Annotated in this window: 16 protein-coding genes and 4 pseudogenes; 8 read left to right on the top strand and 12 right to left on the bottom strand. The window is 68.6% G+C overall.

Annotated elements, in window-relative coordinates:
• The first annotated feature begins 128 nt into the window (after positions 1 to 128).
• On the top strand, positions 129 to 944 hold the full coding sequence (locus ABZ434_RS31070; RefSeq protein WP_359143583.1) for a phosphotransferase: 816 nt from the start codon (positions 129 to 131) through the stop codon (positions 942 to 944).
• Between the two features lie 60 nt (positions 945 to 1,004).
• Here ABZ434_RS31070 and ABZ434_RS31065 read toward each other — a convergent pair whose 3' ends face one another.
• A complete protein-coding gene (locus ABZ434_RS31065; protein WP_359143580.1) occupies positions 1,005 to 1,646 on the bottom strand; it encodes a LysE family translocator in 642 nt (213 codons plus the stop codon).
• Positions 1,647 to 1,758: 112 nt separating this feature from the next.
• On the opposite strand from ABZ434_RS31065, the gene ABZ434_RS31060 reads away from it, so the two are divergent.
• The 4 genes and pseudogenes from ABZ434_RS31060 to ABZ434_RS31045 form a co-directional block, all read left to right on the top strand.
• Positions 1,759 to 2,313: a CGNR zinc finger domain-containing protein gene (locus ABZ434_RS31060; protein WP_359143578.1), complete on the top strand. Its 555-nt coding sequence runs from the start codon at positions 1,759 to 1,761 to the stop codon at positions 2,311 to 2,313.
• A 760-nt stretch (positions 2,314 to 3,073) separates the two neighbouring features.
• Complete coding sequence (locus tag ABZ434_RS31055) at positions 3,074 to 3,868, top strand: metalloregulator ArsR/SmtB family transcription factor (protein WP_359143599.1); 795 nt, start codon at positions 3,074 to 3,076, stop codon at positions 3,866 to 3,868.
• Between the two features lie 57 nt (positions 3,869 to 3,925).
• A complete protein-coding gene (locus ABZ434_RS31050) occupies positions 3,926 to 4,441 on the top strand; it encodes a hypothetical protein (RefSeq protein WP_359143575.1) in 516 nt (171 codons plus the stop codon).
• Positions 4,442 to 4,547: 106 nt separating this feature from the next.
• Positions 4,548 to 4,706 (top strand): annotated as a pseudogene (locus tag ABZ434_RS31045) (IS5/IS1182 family transposase); the annotation flags it as partial.
• Between the two features lie 64 nt (positions 4,707 to 4,770).
• On the opposite strand, the gene ABZ434_RS31040 reads toward ABZ434_RS31045, so the two are convergent.
• The 4 genes from ABZ434_RS31040 to ABZ434_RS31025 all read right to left on the bottom strand — a co-directional run bounded on the left by ABZ434_RS31040 (position 4,771) and on the right by ABZ434_RS31025 (position 13,021).
• Positions 4,771 to 5,310: an SMI1/KNR4 family protein gene (locus ABZ434_RS31040; protein WP_359143597.1), complete on the bottom strand. Its 540-nt coding sequence runs from the start codon at positions 5,308 to 5,310 to the stop codon at positions 4,771 to 4,773.
• Between the two features lie 608 nt (positions 5,311 to 5,918).
• On the bottom strand, positions 5,919 to 9,872 hold the full coding sequence (locus ABZ434_RS31035) for a S8 family serine peptidase (RefSeq protein WP_359143572.1): 3,954 nt from the start codon (positions 9,870 to 9,872) through the stop codon (positions 5,919 to 5,921).
• Between the two features lie 62 nt (positions 9,873 to 9,934).
• Positions 9,935 to 10,075, bottom strand: a complete 141-nt coding sequence (locus ABZ434_RS31030) for a hypothetical protein (RefSeq protein ID WP_359143569.1) — start codon at positions 10,073 to 10,075, stop codon at positions 9,935 to 9,937.
• 45 nt (positions 10,076 to 10,120) lie between these two features.
• Positions 10,121 to 13,021, bottom strand: coding sequence for an AAA family ATPase (locus tag ABZ434_RS31025; RefSeq protein WP_359143566.1), 2,901 nt, complete (start codon positions 13,019 to 13,021; stop codon positions 10,121 to 10,123).
• A gap of 1,012 nt (positions 13,022 to 14,033) precedes the next feature.
• On the opposite strand from ABZ434_RS31025, the gene ABZ434_RS31020 reads away from it, so the two are divergent.
• Positions 14,034 to 14,387, top strand: coding sequence for a hypothetical protein (locus ABZ434_RS31020; protein WP_359143563.1), 354 nt, complete (start codon positions 14,034 to 14,036; stop codon positions 14,385 to 14,387).
• Positions 14,388 to 14,587: 200 nt separating this feature from the next.
• Entirely contained in the window at positions 14,588 to 14,965 is a 378-nt protein-coding gene (locus ABZ434_RS31015; RefSeq protein ID WP_359143560.1) for a hypothetical protein, read from the top strand.
• Between the two features lie 33 nt (positions 14,966 to 14,998).
• Here the strand turns inward: ABZ434_RS31015 and ABZ434_RS31010 are convergent.
• Together ABZ434_RS31010 and ABZ434_RS31005 are read right to left on the bottom strand one after the other, a co-directional pair.
• Positions 14,999 to 15,190: pseudogene (locus ABZ434_RS31010) on the bottom strand (ATP-binding protein); the annotation flags it as partial.
• A gap of 1 nt (position 15,191) precedes the next feature.
• Positions 15,192 to 15,514: pseudogene (locus tag ABZ434_RS31005) on the bottom strand (IS21 family transposase); the annotation flags it as partial.
• Positions 15,515 to 15,688: 174 nt separating this feature from the next.
• On the opposite strand from ABZ434_RS31005, the gene ABZ434_RS31000 reads away from it, so the two are divergent.
• A complete protein-coding gene (locus tag ABZ434_RS31000; RefSeq protein WP_359143557.1) occupies positions 15,689 to 15,904 on the top strand; it encodes a hypothetical protein in 216 nt (71 codons plus the stop codon).
• A gap of 753 nt (positions 15,905 to 16,657) precedes the next feature.
• Here ABZ434_RS31000 and ABZ434_RS30995 read toward each other — a convergent pair.
• The 5 genes and pseudogenes from ABZ434_RS30995 to ABZ434_RS30975 all read right to left on the bottom strand — a co-directional run.
• Positions 16,658 to 16,874, bottom strand: a pseudogene (locus tag ABZ434_RS30995) (IS630 family transposase); the annotation flags it as partial.
• 154 nt (positions 16,875 to 17,028) lie between these two features.
• Positions 17,029 to 17,550: a hypothetical protein gene (locus ABZ434_RS30990; protein ID WP_359143554.1), complete on the bottom strand. Its 522-nt coding sequence runs from the start codon at positions 17,548 to 17,550 to the stop codon at positions 17,029 to 17,031.
• A gap of 1,944 nt (positions 17,551 to 19,494) precedes the next feature.
• Positions 19,495 to 20,427, bottom strand: coding sequence for a carbohydrate ABC transporter permease (locus ABZ434_RS30985; RefSeq protein ID WP_359143550.1), 933 nt, complete (start codon positions 20,425 to 20,427; stop codon positions 19,495 to 19,497).
• Positions 20,424 to 21,317, bottom strand: a complete 894-nt coding sequence (locus tag ABZ434_RS30980; protein WP_359143547.1) for a sugar ABC transporter permease — start codon at positions 21,315 to 21,317, stop codon at positions 20,424 to 20,426. Before ABZ434_RS30980 ends, ABZ434_RS30985 begins: the two co-directional genes overlap by 4 nt.
• 87 nt (positions 21,318 to 21,404) lie before the next feature.
• Entirely contained in the window at positions 21,405 to 22,733 is a 1,329-nt protein-coding gene (locus ABZ434_RS30975) for an extracellular solute-binding protein (RefSeq protein WP_359143544.1), read from the bottom strand.
• Positions 22,734 to 22,749: the final 16 nt, after the last annotated feature.

Genomic DNA, 22,749 nt, shown 5'->3' with positions numbered 1-22,749 from the left:
CCTTGGTCGGTGCACAGCATCAGACGAAGGCCGTCCCAGCGTCCGGCGAACACCCAGGTGAACGTCCAAGTTCGAAGCACACTTCGAAACATCCTTCACGCGGCTGACCTGGCGATAACGTGATCGGCATGGCAGCTGAGGGTGAAGCCACAGATGACGAAGCACTGGTCGGCGGCATGGTGAACGCGGGCGCGGTCGTCCGGCGTGGCACCCTGGTGGAACGCCCGGCCCCGCGCACCGCGCGCGCCCTCCACCCCTACCTCCTCGCGCTCAAAGAGCACGGCTTCGACGCGGCTCCCACCCCGGTCGGTCTCACCGCGGACAGCCGCGAACGGCTGACCTTCATCCCCGGCGACGTCGCCCTGCCGCCGTTTCCGCGCTGGGCGATGACGCAGACCGCGCTGAGATCGGTGGGAAGCCTGCTGCGGCGCCTGCACGAGGCCAGCGCGACCATCCCGGCCGATACAGATGTCGACTGGCCCCGGGACCTGGCCGACCCCGAGGGCGGGACGATGCTGTGCCACAACGACGTGTGCCTGGAGAACGTCGTGTTCCGCGACGGTCGTGCGGCCGGCCTGATCGATTTCGACCTGGCGGCCCCCGGCCGACCGCTGTGGGATGTCACCATGACCGCCCGGTACTGGGTTCCCATGCTCGATCCCGAATCCGCGATGGCTCTCTATCCCACAGGGCTGGACGCCCCGACGCGTTTGCGGATTCTCGCCGACGGTTACGGGCTCTCCCGGCAGGGCCGCGCTGAACTGCCCGACGTCATCGAACAGGCCACCGCGTCCTGCCGGGCCTTCGTCGCCGACCGCGTGGCTGGCGGGGACCCCGTCTACACCCAGGCTCTGGCCGAGCGCGGTGGCTGGCAACGCTGGGACCGAATGCAGGAATGGCTGGTGACGCACCACCTGAGGTTCACGACAGTGCTGCTGGAGTGACGAACAGAGGTTAAGAGACAAGCTCAGTGGTTGTAGGGCGTCGAACCGCAGCGAAGGACTTCAAGGTGCCACGGCGGTTCTCAGCGCGTCCGTCAGCAGAATCGCCGCTAGAGCGATAAGGGTGACGCCGGCGGCCAGGTTCACCAGTGCAGCCGTGCGGGGGCTTTGTGTGAGTGTCTGGCCCAGCCGGCCGGCGCACAGGCCGATCATGCTGTCCCAGATGAGGCCCGTCGTCAGGAAGATCAGGCCGAGGATGAGCAACTGCAGCCAGAGGTGGCCGCGTTCGGGGGTGGTGAACCGTGGCAGGAACGCGGCGAAGAAGAGCACGGTCTTCGGATTGAGGAGATTGGTGAGGGCGGCGCGACGCAGGACCTGACCCTCGGGGGGTGTCTCGGGGGCCTTCATTGTGGTGTTCCTGGCCGATCGGATACTGGTGACTGCCAGCCATGCGAGGTAGAGGCCACCGGCCAGTTCCACGAGGAGCAGCACGGCCGGTGCCGAGCGCAGCAGGACTGCGAGACCGAGCGCTGCCGCCGTCACATGGACGGCCATTCCCAGAGCCATTCCCGCGGCGGAGGCCAGACCCGCTCGCGGACCGCGTTCAAGGGCGACGGCCACGATGTACGCGGCGTCAGGTCCCGGAGCAACAGTGATGATGCCGACCGCTGCCAGGTAGGCCGGCAGGAGAGTGAGATCCAGCATGGGCGGCCTTCCGAGTTCGTAGGGCGTAACGCATAGAAGCGTCTTAATAAGTTACTGCCTCGGATTGGCCGCTGCAACGCAAAGAAGACCTCTAACGCGTTACGATCGATGTATGGCAGTGACGATCACGGAAATCTCCCTCGATACGCTGACGGAACTCGTCAACGGCTGGGGCACGCTGCCGCGCCAGGAGGACGGCAGAGGGGGTACCCCTCACCGTCCCGTTGCGGATATCGCGGCGCGCCTCACCCTGCCCGCGTCCGTGAGCGCCGCGCTCACCCCGCAGGCGCTCGCCCAGGCTGCCGACCACCTCCACGCGATCTTCCGCGCCGATGCCGGGGCGGCGTGCGCCCAGGGGCTGACGCGGCTGTTGGCCGACAGTGGCGTTCGCCCCGCCGTGGAGGCGGGAGCCGATGGCGCGCTGCGCGCCGTGTGGAGCGTCGACGACGCCGATCACGCCTTGGTTGCGGCGGCCGCGACCACTCTGCGCCAGTACCTCGTCGACCGCGGGTTCACGCGTATCGGCGTCTGCACCGGTGGCCACTGTGCCGACGTCTACATCGACCAGTCCCCTGCGGGCCGACGCCGCTTCTGCTCGGTGACCTGTCAGAACCGCACGCGTGTAGCGGCGTTTCGCAGTCGCAGGGCGGCTGGTGCAGACAGCTGAAACTCCACCCGTATAGATCGTGACCTGCCGGTCGGGGCTGGCCCCTGGGCCTCGACACGTGTGAGAGTGCCCGGTTTCGGGCCGGGCGCTGCAGCGCAGTGAGTGACGCCGGTAGCCCGATTCCGGCGGCCCCAAGGTCAGCCCATTCTCGTCGAGGGCGTTGGCGATGGTCACCTGGTGGTCGAGGAAGCGGAAGCTGACGGCGACTGATTCCTGGGCCATGTCGCTCCCGGTCCACTCCAGGAGCCCATCGTCGGTCCGGATCTTCTCCGGCCGGGCCGCGGCGGTGCGCGTTGGGAGGCGGTGTGCCTGGGGCATGTTCTGGGCAGCGAGGCGCTCAGGCACGCTCCGGCGTGATTGGTGTCGATGGCGTCCCACCCGATGCGGCAGATCGACGCCGTCGTCGGCGTCGCCGGAGCCGGGTGGGGATTCGTGGCCCGGCGCCATGGCCGTCGACGGTAGGGCCCCGCTGCCGTGACCTCTGGAAGCGACATGGCCATGTCCGGTACCCCGCCTGGAACGGCTCATCACCCGCCCGTCCGCATACCGGGCTGCGAGAGCCCGGTAGCCGTCCCACTTCGGCTCCGCAGCGTGTTGGACCGTCCATCGCGGCAGCGAGCATCGGCTCCGGCAGTAGATCTTCTCCCCAGAGGCCAGCGCACATCGCTGCGCCCGGCTCGTGGGGTCGGCCCATGACATGCTTGACGATAGGCAGGTGAATACCTGCATAATGTCGAATGTGAGCCTCGAAGCAACAGCGATCGACTCGGTGTTCAAGGCGTTGGCCGATCCCACTCGACGCCTCCTGCTCGACCGGCTGCGCGAGCACAACGGGCAGACGCTGCGCGAGCTGTGTGAACGCCTCGACATGGCGCGCCAGTCGGCGACGCAGCACTTGGACCTCCTTGTGCGGGCCAACCTCGTCACCGTCGTACGGCGCGGCCGGGAGCGGCTGCACTACCTGAACCCGGCCCCGATCCATGAGATCGAGGAACGCTGGATCTCCGGCTTCGACAAGCCCCGCCTGCAAGCGATCAGCGCCATCAAGCACCAGGCAGAGGAGTACGCCATGACCAACGCGCCCGCACCCGCACCGGTGCCGGACTACGTATACGTCACCTATATCCGCGCCCGTGCGGAGCAGGTGTGGCAAGCCCTGACCGACGCCGACCTGACGGCACGCTACTGGGGACACGCCAACGTCTCGGACTGGCAGCCGGGATCGGCCTGGGAACACCGGCGAGCCGACGGCTCAGGCAAGATCGATGTGGTGGGCCACGTCCTGGAAACCGACCCTCCGACCCGGCTGGTCATCACCTTCGACGACGCCCCCGATGCCGAATCGCCGAGAGAACCGTCGATCGTTACCTTCCTGGTTGAACCGCATCAGGACATCGTCCGCCTCACCGTGACCCACGAGAGGCTCCCCGATCAGGACATGCTCGGTGGCATCTCGGCCGGTTGGCCTGCCGTGCTCGCCAACCTCAAGTCACTCCTGGAGACCGGCTCGGTCCTGCCGCAGGCACCCTGGGAGATGTCAGGCACCCACACCTGAGCCGCACCGCTGCGTCCTTCGTCCATTCCGCATAAGCCACACAGACAGGTGCCATACATGCTGGATACCGGCCCGCTCCAGGATGCCTACCGAGCGCTGCTCGACGCCGCCGCCACCGTGGCCGGCGCCGACGGCCCCATCCCGGCCCCACCGGACGGCGAGTGGAGCGCCGACGAGATCCTCGCGCACGTCTCTCTCGTCAGCGCCGCCACTGTCGCCGCCGTCGCGGATATCGCAGCGGGGGCCAACACGACGTACGACAACAGGGCCGCGCTCGACGCCTGGACCATCGAGCGAACCATCGCGCATGCCGGTGGCACCGCCGGTCTCCGGGACCGCATCAGCGACCAGGCAGCCGCTCTGTGCGCGCTCGCCGGAGGTACGGCGCTCAGCGAGGCCGAGCTCGGCACCCTGGTGCCCGCCCGGCTGCTGTCCAAGGACACGCTCCTGGTCGATCAGCCCATGCCTCTGCGCGACATCGTCACCGGGCTGGCTGACGCAGAACTGCCCGGCCATACGAAACAGCTCCTCGCCCTCCTTCCCGAGCGGGCCACGACCGGGGCCACGAGATGACCTCTGGGGCCTGCCCGCCGCAGCGGACGACGACCAGGTCGCCGCCGATCGTGTAGTGGCGCAGCCCCGTCAGGGGGCGTGCGACGAGGGGCACCTCAACACGCCTCGGCGAGCAGTTGATCGCGCTCTGTCAGCGGCACGAGCCCTGGTCGAACGAGGCATCGCCCGGCTCAAGTCCTGGCGGATCCTCCGCAGGGCCCGCTGGAGCCCTCACCGCATGACGGCCATCGCAGCAGACACCATCGCCCTGGAACGTGAACGCTGACAGCTCACTGCCGCTCCCGAGCGAGGACGAATCGGCAATGGCCGTCATACGGTGGGGGACCGTCTCACGACCAGACGAGTCGACCTTCGGTGACCCGACAGGGCGGGTAGCTGCCATCGGCAATCCGCGTCAGCATCTCCGCTACGGAGTCGAAATACTGGGCCATCGATTCGTACTCGCCCGTGACCGTGATGTCCCCCACGAACCAGCGGCCGACACGCCCGTCCCGCACATCGATGAACTTTCCCATCCAGCCGTCCTGGTCCGAGAGGAACGGGATCCACTCGTTACGCCAGAACGGATTGTCCGGCTGGTCCGGAGGGTCGAATCCACCGGGCATGGAGCGGTTCGCGTAGAGCTTCTCCATGGCCCGGATGCCCAGGAAGAAGCTCCCCTCGTCCGGGAACCCGTCGAAGCCGCAACATGCCACTTCGTCGTCGACAACTTCCTCAGGTAGATCCAGATTGTTCCGCAACAGCCACGTTCGCAGATCCCGCGGCAGGGAGATACCCATCCGTTCCTCGGCGGCCGTCAGCATCTGCCCCGTAGCGGGCCCTGGCAGATCCGCGTGATCGGCCGGGGCGTGCTGCCGAAGAAGGGTCATCACGCGGGACCAACTCTCAGCGACACTCATGCTTTCTGGCCTCTCTGCACACGTGCCTCCGCCTGACCGGGCCCCGGCGGGGTTACGAAGTGCCGACCGGAGAGCCTTGCGGGGATGGTACTTCAAGCATGCTTCCTCCCCCTCCACCCCTCGCGCTACGGCTGGCCGGACAGCATGTGCCCGTGCCTGTCCGCTGCCACCTTCTGATGCAAAGGCCGCTTCACTCCCGGCACGCAGCCGCAGCCGAGGTCACCCCTTTGCCTCCTCGGCGGCGTCGTGACGGCTGGGCCGGCACGGTGCCCGCCCGATCTGCTCGTTGATTTGTCGGAGCTTCTTCTCGCCGTAGGCGGTGCGCACTTAGAAGAAGCTGCACCGACCCATAGGGGCGGCTGCCACGGAACTCCCTCCCATAGGCCGGCACCCAGCGAATCCGGGCACCGACCCGTTCTCAGTGGGCGCCGGTGTGGCGCACTCGCCACCGCAACCAGCATCGACCGCATTGCCCGCGACCTCACGGTCTGGATGGCCGCCCGCAGCTTCCCCGGACGGCCTACCCAACACACGACCAACTTCTGGAACACGGCCTGGGCGGGTGGTGCGCTACGCCGCTACCTCAGCGGGAACGCCCGCGTGGTGGTCTGTTCGACCTTGTTTCCGTCGGCGTCCCATGCCTGGGCCTTGAGGCTGACGGCACCCTTGGTGTCGGCGAGCTTCGGGTAGGTGAGAGAGGTGGAGTACACGCCCTGACGCACCTTGCGGACGGTGGCGGACTTCCAGGTTGCCCCGTCATCCGTGCTGTAGGAGAGCTTCAGCCCGGCGATGGCCGGCAGCGCATCCGTGGACGGGGCGTGGCTGACGTCGATCTCGAAGGTGTGTCGGTGTCCGGCGGGAACGGTGTTGTCCAACGCCTGCGTGCCGGCCAGGTCGTAGCCGACGAAGACCAGGGGGAGAGGGTTGCAGGGGCTGGTCGCGCCGAGCTGCGCGAGGCACGTGTACGGCAACGGTGCGGTGTCCTTGTCGTGGCCGCGCGAGCGGAACGTCCAGACGTCCGCGTTGCCCGCGCCGCTCTGCTCCAGTCGGTAGGTCGCCTCCTCCTTCGGCAGGGCGAAGACCGGCAGCCCCGGGAACGGCGACGGCGTGCGCGCCATCTCGGTGCCGTTCTTGAACAGCCGGGCGTTGGCGTTGTAGTAGCCGCCCTCGGTGACCTGCTTACCCGATCCCACAGCCGAGACGTACGCGGGAACGAAGGTGTCGTCCTGACGGCACATCACGCACTGCGTCCGCCACTGGACTCCGGTGACCGAGGGTGCCCTCTGGACGCCCGGTGTCGCCGGGGCCGGCGACCACTCCTGGGTGCTCCGGCTCGGCCGGTCGACGATCGACGAGGTTGTCTGCCAGGTGCCGTCCCCGGTGTCCACCTCGGCGATCCGCAGGGTGTCGGCGGCGAATCCTCCGAGGTACTCGGTGCGCTCGGACGGCGCCATGAACTGGGAGCCGGCTCCGAAGGAGACGTTTTCCAGGGGCTTGAAGCTCTGCCAACCCTCGGAGCCCATCGCCCCGGCGGGGCCCGCCGCGGAGTGGTAGCTGGAGCGCACGGTCGCCAACTGCGAGTCGGTGTACCGCTTCGTGAGGCTCGGGGGGACGCGGCCCTCCTCGTAGCTCTGCAGCTGGTAGGTGTAGTCGATCTGGGGGTTGCTGGTGACCGACAGCGTCACCGGGCCGTTGGCGAGCAGCTTGCGCAGCGCGTCGCCCTCGGAATGGAGGACCTGTGCGACCGGGAGCGCCGGGGGACCGGGCTCGGTCGGCCAGACCGTGATCGGGCATCCGCCCGGGGCGGTGTCGGCGAACAGGACGACGCCGACGGCCCCGGCGTCCTTCAACTGCTGGATGCGGTCGTTGTAGATGCCGCAGCCCCAGTAGGGCCCGCTCGCCGGGTCGGCGGTCATGGTCTCGACGGCGATCTTGCCCTTGAGGTCCGCCTTGGCGATCTCTTCGGGGCTCGCGAGTCCGACATAGGCCAAGCCGCGCTTCTGCGTCCCGGCCGGGAACGGCGTGTCCGCGCCGTGCGGCAGGCTGTGGCCCTTGTCGAAGTACTCGTACTGCAGGGGGTGGAGCGGGTGCTTCGAGGGCGCCGTGACGCTCGCCGACAGCTGCGGGTTGGCGGCGGTGACCCGGGTCGAGAACAGCAGCTTGCCCACGGTCACCCGCCCAGTGGGCGTCACGTACACGTTATTCATCAGGCCCATGGTTGCGGTGGCCAGCATCGTGCCGTCCGTGGTGCGACGCGCGAAGGTCACGGCGCCGTTTGCATGGGACATGTCGATCGGCCGCGGCGTCTCGGTGCGCAGGCGGACGGCCGCGCGGGCGTCGAGCGTGACCTCCGCGCCCGCGTCGCCCACCGTCACCTGGGGTTTTTCCAGCAGCGACAGGGTGGAGGGGCCTCCGTCGTCGGCGTCCAGGACCGCCAAGCCGCCGACGTCGTAGGTGCCGGGCTCGACCCGGGCCTTGTAGGTGCCTTTGGCAGTGATGGCGCCAGGGGGAGCGCCGTAGACGCCGGGGACGTCGACGGCCGCGGCCCAGGCGGAGAACTGGTGCACCGCGGCCGGTTGTCCGTGGCGGTCCAGTACGTGGATGGTGAGCGGGACCGTCTTCGGCGCGCGCTGCAGGCCGACGGGGGTGGTGACGCGGTCCCCGGACGGGTCCGTGGCGACCACGCTGCCGGAGTAGGAGCCCTGGGCGAGCCCGCCGGGGTGCACGGTGACGGTGACGTCGGCCGTGCCGCCGGCCGGGACGCTCACGGTCTGCGCGCTGAGCGTCAGGGCGCCGTCGACGGCCCCGTCCGCGCCGCCGAACGTCGGCGTCAGAGCGAGCGTCACGTCCTGGTCGCCGCCGTTGGCGTAGGTGACCTTTCGGTCCGCCGCGGCGTCGTCGTCCGCCGGGATGGCGCCGAAGTCGGCGCCCTCCGTCGTGGCGGTCACCTTCTGCGCGGTGGCGCGGGCCACGTCGACCCGGCCGGCGCCCTGCTCGTAGGCGGTGTAGCCGTCGTCCTTGGCGGTGCTCATCAGCGCGGCCTTCAGCCGCGCCCCGCTCCAGTCGGGGTGCTCCTCGGCGAGGATCGCGGCCGCCCCGGCGACGTGTGGGGTGGCCATGGAGGTGCCGTTGAGGGTCGTGTAGTACTGGTCGACAGGCGTGCCCAGGCTCGTTCCCGCCGCACGGGCGGCGGTGATGTTCACGCCCGGTGCGGCGATGTCCGGCTTGAGCGCTCCGTCGGCCCGCGGGCCGCGGCTGGAGAAGCTCGCCAGCTTGTCGGACTTGTCGGTGGCGGCCACCGTCAGGGCCGCGGCGGCGGCGCCGGGGGTGCCGATCGTCGTCTTGCCGGGGCCCGCGTTGCCCGCCGCGATGACGAACAGCGCGCCGGTGGAGGCGCTGAGGTCGTTGACGGCCTGGGAGAGCGGGTCGGTGCCGTCGGTGGGGTCGCCGCCCAGGCTCATCGAGACGACCTTGGCGCCCGCCTCGCCGGTGGCCCACTCCATGCCGGCGATGATGTCCGACTCGGCGCCGGAGCCGGCGTTGTCGAGCACCTTTCCGATGGCCAGCTGGGCGCCGGGGGCCACGCCCTTGCGTGAGCCGTTCGAGGCCGCGCCGGAGCCGGCGATCGTGTCGGCGACGTGCGTGCCGTGCCCGTGGCCGTCGGTGACGGTCTGGCCGGCGACGAAGCTGCGGCTGGCGGCGACCTTGCCGGCCAGGTCGGGGTGGGTGGCGTCGATGCCGCTGTCGAGGACGGCGACTGTGACGCCCTTGCCGTCCCAGCCGGCCTTCCACGCCTCGGGCGCGCCGATCAGCGGCACGCTCTCGGAAAGGCTCGCCTTCACCTTCGCGTCCAGCCACACCTTCTCGACGCCGCCGGTCAGCGTCTTCGGTGCCATCCCGGAGGTGGCGCCGATCTTGCCGCGCAGCGTGGTCCAGAAGTCCTCGGCCTTGTTCTTGTCGACGGAGACGGCGGCGCCGTGGATGCTCGGCAGCGAGCGCTTCTCGGTGCTGGCGGGCAGGGCCTGCGCGGTGGACGCGACGGACGGCTGCGCCATGCCCGCCTGGTACTGGATGATTACCGGCAGCTGAGCGGCCTTGCCGTCGGCGAAGTCGTTGCGGGCCAGGTACTTCACGTCGAACAGCCGACGGTCGAGGATCCCGGCGTTGACGGCCTGTTGGGCGTCGTCGGGGATGACGAACACCCCGTCCGGCCCGGACTGACTGTGGAAGAAGGGGATGCGGCCGTCAGGTCGGGGCGTCAGGTCGGGGGTGACGGTGTAGCGGCCGGCACCGTCCTCGGTAAGGCGCACCGTGTCGCCGGTGATCAGCGTGACGGTCCATCGACCGCCCACGGCGCCCGTGCCCGGCACGGCGACGACCTTTCCGTCGTCGCCGCCTGCGGCCGGGGCCTCGGCGGCCTGTGAGGCCATCGGGGTGAGGAGCCCGGTGGCCAGCGCGGCAACGCCGACGGCGGCGAAGGTGCGGCGTCTGGGTCGGGACCGGGAGCGGTTGTTGTCTTGATGTATCGACATGGTGGGGACACGGCCTTCCTGCGTGACAGGTGGTGGAGAGGGAGCGTCAGGGGCGGGGCGGGTCAGGCGTCGACCCATCCGTCGTCGTCCAGGGCGTCGTCCGGAGCCGGTGGGTCCTGCGGCACCGGATGCGGCGGCGTGTCAGGATCCGGTGCCGCCGACTCGGCCGGGGCCTGCTCGTCCTGGGATGGGGAATCTGGCATCGCACAAGCGTCGCGCCGTGCGGGGCTCCGGTGCTATGCGGGAAACTACGTGTCTTTGATCCGCGAGCGGCCCAGGTGGTGTGCGAGTTCGGTGCGGGACCGGAGGCTCAACTTGCGGAGCACCACCCGAAGATGGCCCTCGACCGTGCGCGCCGAGACGAACAGCAGTTCCGCGATCTCCCGATTGGTGCGCCCAACGGCCGCCAGCTCGGCCACCTGCCGCTCACGGGGCGACAGCCCTTCGCCGTAGCCCTTCCGGCCACCGCGGTGCGAGGCGGGTAGCAGGACGCCGTGACCGCGGGCGAGCTGCGTGGCCCGGTCGAGGTCCCAGCGGGCGCCGAGCGATTCGTATCGGCCGAGGGCGGACCGGAGAACCGACTCGGCCCGCGAGTCCCCGACCGCGAACAGGCACGTCGCCGCCTGCTCGCGGGCCTGTGCCGCCTCGTACGGGCAGGGGATCGCGTCGTACGCCTCGGCGGCCTCGATCAGCAGGGCCTGCCCGCCCACCGCGTCGCCCGACGCGGCGGCCAGGATCCCGCGCGCGTGCGGCAGGGCGGCAGGGGTGAGGGGCGCGTCCAGATCGCGCAGATCGCCCTCGAACCGGACCACGTGGTCGACCGCCTCGCCCAGTCGGCCGACGGCGATCAGCGCGTCGACCAGAGCGGGCAGCGCACGCACGCCGAGTATCTGAAGGCCCCTGCTGCGCCACACGGTGAACATGTCCGCCGTCGCGGCCACCGCGGCCCGGGCCTCGCCACGCGCGGTGGCCAGCCGCAAGTACACGGACGCGGGCAGCGGCAGCACGTCGACCTCGCCTGACTCGGTCAGGCGCGCGAGGCTCACCTCCAGCAGTGAATCCGCGGCCTCCGGGGCGCCGCGCACGGCGGACCCGCAGGCGTGCAGCGTTTCCAGCACGCGCCGGTGGTGGGTCAGGACCGGCTGGGTACGCAGATTGTCGGCGATCGCGTCGTCGAGGCCCGCCCACGCACCGCTGCAGTGGGCGAGCAGCAGGGCGTTGGTGCGGCCGTGAAGGCTCGCATGCCCGTTGGGCTCGGTGCGGTCGGCGACCTCCAGGAGACGGTGCACGGTTCTGTGGTGGCCGGCGAGGCAGGCATCGGAGGCCAGCGAGTAGCAGGCCTCGGCCTCCCGGGCGCCTGGGTGCACACCGGCTACGTACGTGATGACCTGCTCGGCGAGTCCCGACCAGCGCGGGTCGCCTTTCGCCACCATCACCATGGCCACCTTGCCCGTGACGGAGATCGCCGAGGCCTGGTCCGCGATGGCCGGGACCTGCTCCAAGGCCCGCTCCAGCCAGGCGGCGTGCTCCGCGGGTGGGATGCCATCGACCATCGGGATGCCCAGGCCCACCATCGTCCAGGCGGCGATCTCCGGGTGGTCGCCGAGATCCTCGACCGCGCGGAGGTAGGCGGCGCGCTGCTCGACGGGGTCAGCGCCCGACCGCTCGTGCTGAAGGCCGGTCAGGAACCACAGTTGACCGCGTGCGGACGCCGGCGGGTCCTTGCTGAGGGCACGGGCCAGCAGGTCGCCCACGTCCGTGGGTTGGGTGGCGCGGGAGGCCGCATAGCCCAGCTTGACGGTGAGGGTGGTCTGCCGACCGGGTTCCAGCGGCGCAGTGCGCAGTACGTCCTCAAGGAGGCGGGCGGCCTCGGTGTCGTCGCCGAGGCTCGCGGCCTGTTCTGCGGCTCGTTCGGCGGCGTCCACCCATGGGCCGAACTGCTCCGCCTCGCGCAGGTGGTGGGCGAGTTGGCCGAGCGGCGTGGGGGCGAGCTGGCGGACGGCGTCGGCGGCGCGGGTGTGCAGCGCCTGGCGGCGGGGCAGCGGGATCCGCTCGTAGACGGCTTGAACGGCGAGCATGTGGCGGAAGGAAATGCGGGTGCCGCGTTCCTCCAGGAGGCCGGACTCCAGCGCCTCGGTCAGGCCGTCGAGGGTGTCTGCCGGTGGGAGCGGGGCGGCGGCGGTCAGCACGGCGAGCGGCATCGGCTCCTGGAGGACTGCGGTGGTCGCGGCGACGGCGCGGGCGGCGGGGGAGAGGCGGCCGACGCGTTCGAGGACGGAGTCGCGGACGCCGGCGGGGACGTCGAGTGCGTCGAGGGTCCGGCGGGCCCAGCCGGTGCTGCGGCGGACCAGGGTGCCGCGCTCCCGCAGCAGGGCGAGGAGCTCGTGGATGGCGAAGGGCAGGCCGGAGGTGCGTTCGCGTAGATAGGCGGCGAACTCCTCGGACAGCGGCTGGGCGGAGTCGAGGAGGGCGGAGGCCAGGGTGCCGGTCTGGGCGTCGTCGAGGGACCGCAGGCGGATGTGAGCGTGGGAGAGCGACGGGGGCAGGCGGGTGGTGGCGGCGCGCAGGGCGAGGTCGGTCTCCTCGCCGCGGTAGGTGAGGACGACGGCGAGCGAGGCGGGGAGGTGGGTGAGCAGGTAGCCGAGGTAGTCGACGGTCTGCTCGTCGGCCCAGTGGGCGTCCTCGATGACCAGGACGGTCTCGCCGAGTGTGGCGAAGACGCCGGTCAGCGCGCGGAAGACTCGGTGGCGTTCGGCGACGCGGTCGTCCAGGGGATCGGGCGCGGGCGGGAGGCGGTCGGCTATCTCGGGGAGGAGGGGGCGAAGGACGCCGGTGATGGGGGAGAGCCGCTGCGGGTCGAGGTGGGCGCCGGTGTCGCGGAGGGCGTCGAGGAGGGAGCCGAGCGGGAAGGGCTCGCGGATTCGGCAGCAGAGGCCGACGAGGAGGCGGCGGCCGGCCAGTCCGGGGTGCGCGGCCAGCTCGGCGACCAGCCGGGTCTTGCCGATTCCGGCCTCGCCCTCGACGACGGCGACGCCGGGAGCACGGCTCACCACGGACACCAGCCGCAGCAGTTCGTCGTCGCGGCCGACCAAAGCGGGGGTCGCGGCGGGCCGCTCGTACCGGCCGTCGCCCGCACCGAGTTTCCGCATGGAGGAAAACGTCACCGACTCGGGTTCGTCGCGATCGCCGCCAAGGGGGCCGGCGGCCGCAGGTGGACCTTGCCGTCATCGCCCGTGCTGCTTGTGCTCGATGCTGCTCGGTGCTGCATGCATACAACACGAACAACGCGCGAACGGGAAGAGCCCGGGTGCATATGCGAGGGCGGTGAGTTTGTCGTCGTTGGCATGGGCCGGGGTCACGAGCGCGGCGAACTCGCCGGTGAGTCGCGCGAGTGCGGTCATCTCGGGGCAGGCCGAGGTGAGGTGGCCGAGCGATTTCGGTGTCCTTGGCCCACAGTGTCCGGGGTGGGTGAGCAGGAGCCCGGCGAGGCCGCGAGGGGTAGTCACGGACGCCGCCGGGGCGAGGTGGGTTGACGGGGGCCCAGCAGGGGGCGTGGGCGTAGACCTTGGCGAAGCTCATCCTCACTCCCCACGACACCGAGGACCTCTCACCACGTCTTGCGCCGCAGCCGACTGCGGCAGCTGTGAACAGGCCATTGACGAGCCTCTGCGCGCCTTCTTCCAGGAAACGACGACACGGGACGACATGCGGTCCTGAGGCCAAAGAGACTCCCGGCGGCTAGCGAGCTGATCGGGTTCTGTTGCAGTTCACGCCCAGCCCTTAGCCCTCGTCGTCGTTCTCTCCAGCCGGGTACAGCTCCCGCTTGTGACCGTCTCGGACCTTTTCGGTGACCGGCGGTGCGGTGATCCCGTCCATGAGCGTGACTCAGACCTGGGTGGGGGAGGCGGGGGCGAGTACGGGCGAAGGCGGTCGTGGCCCGCCCACTCAATCGAGTCAACATTCGGTGCAACCCACCCGTCCGCCCCGGGTTTTGAGGGAGAAGACAAGGGCCATCTCGCGAGTTGCCCCCTGCTGCACTTGCGGATTGCTGTTCACCGGCTGGGGCGGCGAACTCGGACGTACCCCGCCAGCTCGGCGGCGGTACTGGCAACCTGCCGCAAGTTCGCCCCTACCACGAGGAACTACACCGCCTCGAAGCTGATGTCCCAGGTCGGCTCGCGGGCGAGCGGGGTGTGCAAGTTCGACCTGGCCGACATCAAGTGGGACCTGGGCCGCTTCGGCAAGCTCCACGTCCGCCATGGCAAGGGTGCCCGCGGATCGGGCCCGCGCGAGCGCACGGTGCCGCTGATCAACGGCGCCGACCGCACGCTGCGGTGGTTCATCGACGATGTCTGGGGCCAGTTCGACGACGACCACACCCGCCCCGGCGCCCCGCTGTTCCCCTCCGAGCGAAAGAACACCGACGGGACCTCACGCCGGGTGGCCGACAATGCCCTGCGAAGCGGGCTCGAGGAGGCAGCCAAGCTGCATCTTCCGGGCTGGGGGAGACGCTGACCCACACGTCCTGCGGCACTTCTGTGCGTCCCAACTCTACGGAACCGGACTCGACTTGCTCGCTCCAGGAGGTTTTGGGGCACTTCTGTCGGCGTACGACCTGAGCTCCCCAGCTGCGTACGGACGAACGTCCCCAGTTACGTTCGCGGGTTTGGTTGGTTGGGTTGAGACCGACACCCTGCCCCAGAGACACTCGCACAATGAGACAGAGCATGTCGGACACCGAGGTAGTGGAACAAGGCTGGGATGAGCCCTGGTACCGGGTCCGCACGGAGGCATTCGAGGCATCGTTCCTGCCCGGCGTGGACGAGGACTTGGACTCGGTGTGCAACGTCGATGTTTCCGTGGACCTCCAGGACGGTTCCCGGTGGACCGCAACTGTGTTCACGGTCGCAGAAGTCGAACGTCTGATGGAGGTCTGGGCAGAAAGCGGAGCGGCTCTCGGCGGACGCTTCTTCTGGGTCTCGGACAGCCTGATCGTCCGAGATCCCGGTGTCAACAGCATGATTCAGGTGATCGCCGGACTGATCGAGACCGATGAGTTCTCCACGGTCTTCCAGCGGCTCGAAGACGATTGATCAGGCCCTGGCAGCCGACTGGGACGTGACCTGTCAGGCCGCGTCTGTGTCCCGCTCGATGGCCTTGAGGCGGTTCTTGAGGCGGTAGCTGGGTCCGTTGATGGAGATCACGTCGCAGTGGTGGAGGAGCCGGTCGAGGATGGCGGTGGCCAGGACCTCGTCGCCGAACACCTGTCCCCATTCACTGAAGGTCTTGTTCGAGGTCAGGATGATCGAACCCTCTTCACGAGAGCGTCATGTGGAAGGAGTAGACCTTCGCGATGCCCATGTGGGCGAGGATCTTTCCCTCATCTCCCCAGTCCACTTGGGCCTGGGCCCCTGGGATCACCTCGAACCGGCGGTGCATCCCCGCCAGTTCCCCGGGTGTGCTCCGGAGTTCCTCGGTGATCCTGGGCCGGGCCGTCTGAACGCAGAGCTTGACCCGCTGATAGCTGATAATTGCCGGTGAGCCGTACTCCTGGGCCCGTCGCTCGTGAATGCCGCGGCCTTCATCAGGACCTCGGCCCGGAGCATCGAGTCAATAAGTGGCCCGAACTCGTCGATCACCCTGCCCGGCCGCGCCTGCGGCGCATGCGAGAGCGTCCGCCGCAGCGAGGCGCCCGCCAAGTGCGGCGGCTGCCGGCGAACAGTGCGGTTGAAGAAGGGGTACTGCCGTCTGTGCCGGCATCAGGCGAGCCAGGACGCCGGGGGGCAAGTCACCGTATTGGAGCCTTACTGGAGAAGGTGCGGCATCATCAACTGTTCTTCACCAACCTCCACCATCCGCCAGGCACCACGCTGACTGGCGGCGGCGTTCACCAGACACCGATCAACGGCGGACTCCTCACCGATTCCTACCCCAGCGCGGACGGCATGACCTGGACGGTGGGCATCGTGATGCTCGGCACGCCAGGGACCTTCACGTTCACCCCCTACGCCGTGTGCCTGCCGGTCGGCTGAGCCGGTCCCGGGAAGGGCGCCGCCACCGTCCCGGTGACCGGCCCCTCGGGGCACCTTCACCGCGGCCCGCGGCGACGTCTACCTGTGGCACGTCCCGGCCCCCTGAATCCGCTCCCAGACCCCTAATCGAAGCGTTTTCCCAGGTCAGACCCGACACCCGGTTTTTCGGTTGTCGGGTCCCACCTGCGTAAATGATTCGTTTACGCAGGTGGGACCGACAACGGGTTTTCCCGGGACCCGGGGAAGGCGGGAGTCCCTATAGAAGACTGGGGTTACAGAAGAGCGGCCCGTGCGCCGCTGGCGACGCCCGGAAGGCTAGGTACAGGTAGGAGCGCGCGAACGTGCGTGAGGCGGCTCCGCCGCGACCAACGGTGCCACGGCGCCGAACCAGTGCCCTCCTCCCCCGAAGACATCCACCCGGCGGCCGGTGGCCGCACACCCCGTCACGGGGCGGGCCTCGACGGGCAACTGCCCCTCTCGTCCCCCTAACAGGCCGGGGCGCCCGCCGTGCTCATCGCTTTCTCCCCCGATACAGGGGCTCATGGCACCCTTGCCGCCGTTGCTGGAGGGGACCCCTCGACGCTCCGCGACGCTGCACCCACGGAAGCCGAGGTGCTACCAGATCTGCGCGCGGTGGTACTCGACCGTGCGGCCCGTCCCGTCGTAGGACTCCAGCTCCGAGGCGGGAACTGCACCTGCCGGGCGACGAACTCCACCCACCAGGCCGTCGCGGTCACCGGGCTGAGACGTGCCCGCTACCTGGAGCGATCGGAGTGCTGACAGCGTGTTGTTGGCGCCCTTCTTGCGGCGGTTAACGCCCCACAGTGTGTCAGCGCCGACGGAGTAGCAGCCGTGGAAGTACCCGCACCCCGTGGGCGCGGCGATAGGTCGCGGGGTGTCGCTCGGGGTGGCCTGCGGGAGCCCAGCTGGCTCCGGCGGTGGGTCCAATGCCGAGCGGGCCGAACTCGTCCAGCCCGGACTTTCAGCCCAACCACCCTGGCAACGGATGACTTTCGGGCGAATTCCGAAGCTGCCCGAGACGCCCGGCCATTACTCGGAGTGGCAGCTGCACGGAAAGTGAGCCAGAACCCCAGTGGGGTTCTGGCTCACTTTCCGTGAACTGGTCATGTTGGGTAACGCGAGGCGGTTGAGGGACCGTGGTCCTGATGTGCTTCTGCGGCGAGAAAGCTTCGTGCTGCGGCGGTGACGTCGTCCCCGGCGTGCTCCTGGTCGGGAAGGTCATCGTTGCGCAGCTCGATTGCAGTCGCCAGATCAACGATGGGCTGCAGCGCATCGGGATAGTCGAGTTCGGCTGCAGCTTCCAACCAGATCATCTTCGCTCCGCGGATCGGATCGAGCTGGCCCGCCACGATCTGGGCTGCCCACCAGCGGGCAGCGATCCATCGTGCCTTCGTAAGATCTTCTGAGGTCAGCGGCAACAGGCCCATCTCGTCCAGCACAAGATCGAACAGTTCAGGGGCCTGTCTGTGCTCATTGCGCGCGAGCCCCGCCAGCAGAGGCAGGGAGGGACTCTCGATGTCAGCCATCAAGGCGTCCAGTCCCAACTGGACCAGCCAAGCGTCCGAAGGGTGCGCTCGGTCTGCGCCGGCCATGCGGATCAGGCTGATCGCTACGACTGCGTCCATGCTGTGCCTCGCCCCCACTCGTCTTCTGCAAGGGAAGTCATACCACCGAGGACCGAGCTGATGATCAGGTGGCAAGTACGCGATTGCGCAGCAGGGTGAATCCGGCTCAGCCGAACATCTGGCGCTTGAGCATCTTGATCCGGTTGACCTGGCCCCACCGGCACCTCGCCCATGAGTACGTGGTTGCGGGCCTGGCCACCGCTCTGCGTGCCGGTGCCCTGACCCGCCGACGTGGTCGCCCTGGAGGCTCGCAGGGCCGCGCAGGCAGAGGACGAGCCACCCACCCGCGCGTCCGTCCCGGCGGTTCCTGGACAGACGCCGGCCACAGGCACGTCTAGCACGAGCGGCGCCTCGCGCACCTCCCGCCGAACACGGGACCGCTGCCGTCGGTGACCCCCTTTGACCAACTGCTCCGACGCCGCCGCTCCAGCGGCAGCGAGCACCATGAGGGAGAAGCCCTGTGACCCATTGACGAGCAACCCGGTGATCGTCGCCAGGCCTGACCCGCGGGTCCTCCGCGCCGAGGTAGACCGCGTTGCTGGCCGATGTGCAGACGCCGACCATGCCGACGGCCTCCACGTAGGCCAGCCCGGTCAGGTAGGTGACCGCTGCCTTCAGGTCGCTGAGTTTCTCGGCGGGCGACTCGTACTGGCGCGGCAGTCCTTCGCTCTCGCCGTAGTGGGCGTAGTCGAAGCTGGGGGCGACGAAGCCCTGCCCGGCGAACTTCTCGGCGTAGGTTCCCGCCATCTGCCCTTGACCGAGGCGAACGAACCCTGGACGATCACTGCCGGATAGCTGCTGTTCTCGTTGAGGTCGTCCGGGTGAACAGGTTGCTCACCAGGGTCACGCCGTCACGGTCGAAACTGATCTTGCGCTGCACTCTGTACTCCTCGGTCGGTTGATATTCCCGCGCGTGGGTGCCTCTCTGCCCGCGGGGGCGGCTGGTCCGTCTGCTGCCCGGATGCCGTGTGGCGAGAGTGCCCTCAGCGTGACTTGTCCACAATGGGAAGAATCCTTCCTAGGCGCCTGACCAGCGACGACACGCTGGGCACCTCGACCGGCAGGGTCAAGAACGGGTTCACCGCGCGAGGGCTGCACAACTTGCGTACGCCCGACAGAAGCACCGAGCGGTCCTGCTGTGGCCTGTTTCCCGCTGGAGAACGGGCGACACCAGGGCCCTGTCACCATGGCCAACGACGGCTGGGTACTCACCGCCTTCAGCCGCTACTGCCCCGACTGCGTGAGCGACACCGCTCACCTCCCAGACGACCGCATCTGGCAGGGCTCCCGGCGGCTCCCGCACACCTTCCTCTGCGAACGGCACAACCGACTTCTGGACCTCGCAATGTCCTGCCCTGCCGCGCGCCGGCATTCTCCAACGGCTACCGCTCCCTCAGCCCCCTACCCACCGGGGCTGGCTCGGCCCTCGCACCATCCCGGCTGTCCTGCCCGAGCACTGGGCGGCCCCGCTGGACGATCTCGGCGCACCGATACGGCAGCTCTGCCGGGACGCGGCGATCCGCCTCGTCCAGATGGCCACCGACCGCTCCCGCCGCTCTGCGGCCTTCTGCCTCGGCATTCCCCTGGGCTCGCTGCAGTCATCCTCCCTTACAGTCCGCGCCTGGCAGAAGCACCCGGGCAACGCCGAGGCGTACCAGAGGGCCCTTCAGCGCGTCGCTGAAATCGCCATGCGCGAAGGGCAACGCGACCAGTGCGGTGACCCGGCCGGGTGAAGCGCTTTGTGTGGGGCGGTACAACCTGCGCAGAGGTCTTGGCGCTCGACGACATCTTGCTTTTTCGGACGTACCGCGATTCCCCCACTGGGAGCAGGAGTGACCGTAGGCGTCGCGATTTGGCTGTTTGTGCCGGGCATAGATGAGCCCCGGATCCGGCAGCGGGGCTGGTTGTGCCGGATCCGGGGCGGTCATAGGGCCCTGTGGGCGGTTACTTGACGGCGCCGGCGGTCATTCCGCGGGTGAGGGAGCGCTGGAAGATGAGGAAGAACACGATCATCGGGACCACGCCGAGGAGGGCGGCGGCGCTCATTGCGGTGGGGTCGCTGGTGTATTGCCCCTGCATGACGGACAGGCCGAGGGGGACGGTCTGGTTGTCGTTGGAGATGAGCAGGACGAGGGGGTAGAGGAACTCGTTCCAGCTCCAGACGAAGAAGAAGACGCACATGACCGAGAGGGTGGGCCAGCTCATGGGCAGGACGATGCGCCACAGGATGGTCCAGCGGCCGGCGCCGTCCATGGAGGCGGCTTCGATGAGTTCGCGGGGGAAGCTGGAGAAGACGGAGGAGAGCAGGTAGGTGCCGAAGGCGCTGTAGGTGATGCCGACGAGGATGGTGTAGCCGAGTTTCCCGTCGTAGAGGCCCATTTCCTTGAAGAGGTAGTAGATGGGGTAGACGAGTCCTTCTTGCGGCAGGACGTTGACGCCGAGGAAGAAGACGAGGAAGGCGGTGCGCCAGCGGACGCGGCCGATGCCGATGGCGTAGGCGTTGAAGAGTGCGAACAGGACGGCTATGAGGACGACGCCGAGGCTGATCTGGACGCTGTTGAGGAGTTTCTGGGTGAAGCCGACGCGGTCCCAGACGTCGGCGATGATGCTCCAGTTCCACTCGGTGGGCCAGGACAGGGAGCCGTGGGCCCGGAAGTCGGCGCTGGTCTTGAACGAGTTGAGCAGGATGACAGCGAAGGGTGCGAGGAAGGCGAGGACGAAGACGGCGATGGCGGCCAGGACCGCGTAGGAACCTGGGGTGCGGCGGTTGCCGGTGGCTTTGCGGGTCTTGCGTCGGGTACCTCGGCCACGGAGGGCTGGTGTGGGGACGTGTGGCGGTGTGGGCGTGGTGGGGTCGGCGGTCATGGTCACGGTCATCCGTCCTCGCGGGCCTGGCGGGTGAGCATCGTTCCGGCGATGATCAGCACGAGCAGCGTGATGGTGCTGGAGATGGCTGATCCGTAGCCGACGTCGGCCCGCTCGAAGAAGTTCTGGTACGCGAAGTAGGAGGGGACCAGTGTCGAGTTGCCGGGGCCGCCGCCGGTGAGGACGAAGATCTGGGCGAAGACCTTCAGGCCGGCGATGGTGGTGGTGACCAGGACGACGTAGACCTCGGGGCGCAGGATGGGCACGGTGATGCGGGTGAAGCGTTGCCACCAGGTCGCGCCGTCGAGGGAGGCTGCCTCGTAGAGTTCTGGGTCGATGCGCTGGAGTCCGGACAGGAACAGCACCAGCGGGTAGCCGAGCTGCATCCAGACCAGGACGGCGAGGACGACCCAGAGTGCGAGGTCGGGGTCGCCGAGCCAGTTTTCGGCGAGGGAGGTAAGGCCGGCTTTTTCGAGGACGCTGTTGACGGCGCCTTCTGGAGCGAGGATCCATCCCCACATCAGGCCGGTGACGGCGACCGGGATGACCTGGGGCAGGTACAGGCCGGAGCGGAAGAGGCTGACGACGCCGTCGCCGTGCTTCTTGCCGATGTAGTCGAACAAGAGGGCTGCGAGGAAGAGCCCGAGCAGGGTCGGGACGACCGCGATGCCGACGATGACGAAGGCGATGTTGCGGAAGGAGGCCCAGAAGTCGGCGTCGCTGAAGAGGCGGGTGTAGTTGTCGAAGCCGATCCAGGTGGGGTCTCCGATGCCCTGCCACTGGGTGAGGCTGTAGTAGAAGGTCATCGCCAGAGGGACGACGAGGAAGAGCAGGCTCAGCAGCAGGCCCGGCGCGAGGAAGACGGCGTACCCCTTGGGCCGCGTACGTCGTGTGGTTTTCACTGTGGCTCCTGGATGGGCGGGACGGCGGCCCGGTGGCAGCCGCCGTCCCCGGAAGTGAAGGGGCTGACGCTTGGACGAGGAGGTGTGTCAGCCTCGGCGCCGCGAGGCGGCGTACTTCTCGTAGGGGGCTGCGAGCTCGTCGAGAACCTTGTCGGGCTTACTGCCGTTCATGAGGTTCTGGGTGGCAGCCATCCACGTGTCGTAGTAGCCGGCGACGGGCCAGTCGGGGTAGAAGGCGAGGCCGTTGCTGGCCTGGTGGGTGTTGAATGCGGTGATGAGCTCGCGTGCCTTGGGGTTGGTGATGCTGTCCGGCTTGGCTGCGAGGGGCACGTTGCCCTCTTCGCCGATCCGCTTCTGGATCTTGTCGGACATGGTGATGTCGATGAAGTCCTCGGCGAGCTTCTTGTTCTTCGCCTTGGTGGGGACGACCCAGTGGTTGCCGCCGGAGCCGAGGGTCTTCTCGCTCCCCGGGTAGGGGGCGGTGGACCATTCGAAGTTCTTGATGTCGGTGGTCAGGCCGCCGAACCACCAGTTTCCGCCGACCATGATCGGCCGCTTCCGGGAGACGAACTGCTCGGTCATGTCGGCGCCCTTGAGGCCGACGTCCTTCTTTTCGAAGTAGCCCTTGTCGAGCCACTCCTTGTACTTGTTGACGGCGTAGGTCAACTCGGGGCCGTGGAAGTCGATCTTGCCCTTGTACAGCTGGTAGTTGTCGACCCAGGTGTCATCGGCCTGTGAGAGTGCGAGCAGGTAGAGCCAGTGCCCCGCGGGGTGGTCGTTGGCGGCGTTGGCCAGGGGTGTGATGCCGGCTGCCTTGAACTTGGCAAGCGCCGCTTCGAAGCTCTTGAAGTCGGTGGGCTTGGCCACGTCGTACTTCTTGAACAGGTCGTCGTTGTAGTAGGAGAGGACGAACTCGCCGTAGTTCGGGATGCCGTACCACTTGTCGCCGCCCATTTCGCCGTTGGCGTCGTAGCGGGCGGTGACGGACGCGCTCTCGCTGATCTTCTTGTCCCAGCCGCGTTCCTTCGCGACGGAGGTCAGGTCGGTGAGCAGGCCCTGCTTGGCGAGCAGTCCGGTGGTGGCATTGCCCTTGTTGTACTCCATGACGTCGGGCGCCTTGTCGGAGTTGAGGATCATGCCGGCGTTCTGCTGTATCTGCTCGAACGTCTTGCGTTCGAAGACGACTTTCACGTCGGGGTGGGTCTTCTTGAACTCCGCGATGGCCGCGTCCCAGGCGTTGCTGAGGGCGCCGTCCTCCTGCTCGTAGTGCCACAGGCGCAGAGTCTTGCCGTCCCCGGCCGCGGTGTCCGATCCGCCGCCGCAGGCGGTCAGCGGTGCCATGAGTGCCAGGGCGGTCACGGCGAGCAGGGCTCGCCGGGTGGTGCGGCGTGGAGCACGGAAGCGCATGTTCGTCATGAGGATTCCTTGGGTG

The organism is Streptomyces sp. NPDC005761 (assembly GCF_040630635.1).
In the GTDB taxonomy this organism is placed as follows: domain Bacteria; phylum Actinomycetota; class Actinomycetes; order Streptomycetales; family Streptomycetaceae; genus Streptomyces.
Note: the sequence above shows the minus strand (reverse complement) of the source record. Positions and strands in the feature narration are given on the sequence as shown.